Raw genomic sequence first — 3,434 nt, 5'->3', positions numbered from 1 at the left:
CACAGCCGTTGCCCGCTGCACGATCTTGTCCTCGAGGGCCGCGATCGCCAGCGGGCGCTGCCGTCCGTCCGGCTTTGGGATGTAGACCCGCCGCGACGGCTGCGGCCGGTACGCTCCCCGGTGGACACGGGCATGCAGATCCTCAAGGTTGGCCTTGAGATCTTGCTCATAGTCCCGCCACGTCACCCCGTTCGCTGCCGCCGTCGCCGACGACACCGCAACACTCACTACCGGGCGCCCGCTACGGCTTACCCGGACCGGACTTCCACCGGTTGGACCGCGCCAGCTTGCCTGGCGCACAAGCAATCCAGAGCCTTTCCACCGTCGGATTCGGGATCGCTTCGCTGTGATCGCAATGACGCAAAAAGTGCACCTTGTTAGCCTTGCACCATGGTTTCCCGCCCATGGGATGGATAGCAAAGCAGCCGCATCGAAGCTTCGTGTGCAGTGGTCACGATGGGTTTTCGCAAGTGCTCTTCCCGCCCTGCGCACTGGTCCATGCCTCAGAGCAAGTTGATCGCCAACGCTCGGACGATGATCTCGTCCCTGCTGGATGACGTGCTCCAAATGGCGCCCGTAGCTTGCCCACCAGGATTCATCCAGGGGTTCGGTCATGACTTCGAACACGACGATCTCGCTGCGGACCGTCTTGGCCCCGTCTTTGATCGTGCCCTGTGCGGGAGATCGGGTGAAGGCCGTCAGTCCGCCGAACCGCTCGGTCAGATTGTCCCGAACAGCCGCGAATTGTTCGGCAGCGAAGGGGCGCCCCTTATTGTCATTCAAGGGAAAGAAGTATCTCGATCAGGTGCATTGCAGACATCTTGGCTCAGAACCGCAGCATCCCGAGCATGAAAAGCAGCGCAACCGTAACGAACGCGGAGATCAGCAGGGAGCCAAAACAGCCCAAGCGGTTTGAGAAGAAGAAAAACATGTTCGGTCCGCCGCGAAGTTCCGATGCTAACCAGCCGATTCCAGGAGCGCTCGCCAACACCAGCCGGGCGCTGCTCTGTCACTCGACAACACGTGTACCGATGAGTTGCAGCGAGGACTGGTGTTCGAAGCCGCGTCCGGCGTGCAGGGATTGTCCGATCCCGGTCGGCGACGTCTGAGCGCCGGAGTTCATGTTCGGCCTGTGCTCCATCATCGAATTGCCCGAATGCGGATCGTGGATCAGCCGCCAGGCGTCGCCATTGGCGCTTCCCTAAAGAACTCTCCCGGCTATGCCGTTCAACAAGTTTGACCTGGTCGTGTTCCTCACAGGCGGGAGGTTAAGAACGTTTTGGGGCGAGAGGTTAAGGCACCCACGTGACGCGGGACCTGCCGCAGGTCGCAACTTCGTCTTTGCGCTGTGTGCTTCAGGTCACAGCAGAATCAGGTGCCTTCGCCTAGAAGGACCGGGCATGGCCGCAAACAAGGTAACGGCGGTACGCACGAGGCTGCGGAGGCGATCAACAGCTACCGACTTCTGAAGCCGCCAGGGTGAAGAACTCGGCGGCTTCTTCTCTGCCGCAGTAAGTGAGCCGCCGAGCCGCCCGCTTCCGTCTTGCTCCACCAGCTTGCCGCGCCGCATCATGCGATGAAGCTTTCGCTTCAGCTGCTCCGCAAAGCTTCTAAATCGCTGGACGGTGGTTTCGTCTTTGATAAGCGCCGCTGCCCGCGTGGCGAGTTCAATTGGTGCCCATCTTGTTTTGCGTGTCCACCGCCTGCAGTTTACAGGAAGCTACGTATCACTCTTCGGAGTCCACCTAGTCTAGTGCCAGGTGGTGTCCGCTTCGACGATCACAGCTCTAACTTCCGGATCTTCGCTCGTGTTGCAGGTGCAAGGCATCCCCTCGCCGCAGCGGCAGCCGCCTGGCTCTTCGCTCCAGGGCCGGAGCGGATGATTTGCGCAGACCCATCCCAGACCATCGCAGAATAGGCACTTCTTCTCGGTCACAGCGTGTCCGGCGTGCGCGTGGGGTTGGACTTGTCCTCGTTGCGCAGCTCCTGCTCGGCCGCGCGCCAAAACTCCTGCTCGCGGCCTTCCGGCTTGCCGGCTTGCTCCCACAGCCGGTGCGCGCGTTCTCGGATTTGCTGCTCGGTCGGTTCGGGCATTGCATCTCCTGCCGGGAAGCACGGCCCCACCTGGGGGGTATGGGGGGCTTGGAGGCGGGGCCGTGCAGGCCAGCCATCGGGCGGCGAGGCTGACCCGGGGATTCAAGCTTTGATCCGGCGCGAGAGTTCCTAATTTGCGCGAGCCGGGGCCACTCGGCGCGGCCGGTGCCGGGCCTCGATTGGGAGATGCTGCTTGAGATACGGCAGGACCCTCGGCCCTTGCTGTTTCACCGTCCTATGCCGGCCGCGCGACAGGCGATGGACGCAGGCCACGTGCGTGCCTGAGCCGGGCCTTCAGAGCTGGTGGATGTGCGGATCAGTGCTTTGAAAGATTGGTAGCGGGAGAGCGCTACCTACGTTCCCCCCGACCAGATTTGCCCGAGTTTTTGGTGTCTTCCGTGGCCTAGTCTGCGGGGTCGCTTTGAGCATCCTCGGCCGGTCAGTTCGGTCACAGTCCCGAGGACTAGGCAGGGGCGACTTCCTCGGTCAGTTCGCCGTCCGCCGGACCGCTTGCCACAAGCGATGGGAACGCATCGTTTCCGACAAAACCCGCCTTGAAGGCCGCCGCGATGTTGAGGATAGCGGTGCGGGCATGACCGGGAGCCCATCGCCTCGTGTGCCCGGGAGGAAGGGGGGTCGAGAATGCAAGTTGCTGCTTGACCGCATTGATCGATGTGGCGCCGACCAGTTCGGCGAAGCGCTCGCAAAAGGCGTCAAACTGGTCGTCGAGCCCGCGCCCCGGGCGATCCCATGCTTCCCATTCCTCATGAGAACCAAACCTGGCGACCAGCATCGAGTAGAACAGGTCGCGGACCTCGAAAGTCCATTTCTCATTCCGACTCATCCATTATCTCCACCTAAAAGTTAAGAAGTAAGGTCGGTTGAGGGGACGGCCATAGCCTCTGGAAAAACCCTCGCTTCGGCGAGATTTTTGGTCAGGTAATGGTGATCGTCACGCTCACGCGGCGGGGGGCACCTTGCACCCGACAGCAACGATCGTTTTCAGGCGATTGATCGCATCGTTGATGGTCTCGTCGTCCGCGTTATTCGCTGTATCGTCCGCCGAAACCTCGACGTCAGTTCCGTGCAGGAGTTGATCCGTTGTCCACTGGAGTGCCTTAGCCACCGCCGCCGCATTTTCGGCGGTGGGGCGAGCCTGGGGAAGTCTGCGGTAGGCGCGAACTGTGTCCTTGCTCAGGTTGGTCATGTGGGCGACCTCTTGGTCGTCGAGGTTTAGCTCCTCGTATTGCCTCATCTGAGGATGTTACTTTCGCTTGACGGATGTAGCTCCGACTGTCGGCCGGTCCGAGGTTGCGTCATTGCTCGCAGTCCCGGGATCA

3 protein-coding genes and 1 pseudogene are annotated in these 3,434 nt (G+C 61.5%); all 4 read right to left on the bottom strand.

Annotation, left to right across the window (positions count from 1 at the left end):
• Positions 1 to 216 (bottom strand): annotated as a pseudogene (locus tag IVA82_RS02205) (group II intron reverse transcriptase/maturase); the annotation flags it as partial.
• A gap of 1,716 nt (positions 217 to 1,932) precedes the next feature.
• Positions 1,933 to 2,094, bottom strand: a complete 162-nt coding sequence (locus IVA82_RS02200) for a DUF2934 domain-containing protein (RefSeq protein ID WP_247391266.1) — start codon at positions 2,092 to 2,094, stop codon at positions 1,933 to 1,935.
• Between the two features lie 463 nt (positions 2,095 to 2,557).
• On the bottom strand, positions 2,558 to 2,938 hold the full coding sequence (locus IVA82_RS02195) for a hypothetical protein (RefSeq protein ID WP_247391265.1): 381 nt from the start codon (positions 2,936 to 2,938) through the stop codon (positions 2,558 to 2,560).
• 114 nt (positions 2,939 to 3,052) lie between these two features.
• Entirely contained in the window at positions 3,053 to 3,349 is a 297-nt protein-coding gene (locus tag IVA82_RS02190; protein ID WP_256469604.1) for a helix-turn-helix domain-containing protein, read from the bottom strand.
• Positions 3,350 to 3,434 lie beyond the last annotated feature (85 nt).

This window comes from Bradyrhizobium sp. 142 (assembly GCF_023074015.1).
Classification (GTDB): domain Bacteria; phylum Pseudomonadota; class Alphaproteobacteria; order Rhizobiales; family Xanthobacteraceae; genus Bradyrhizobium.
This window is presented reverse-complemented; position numbering and strand designations above follow the sequence as displayed.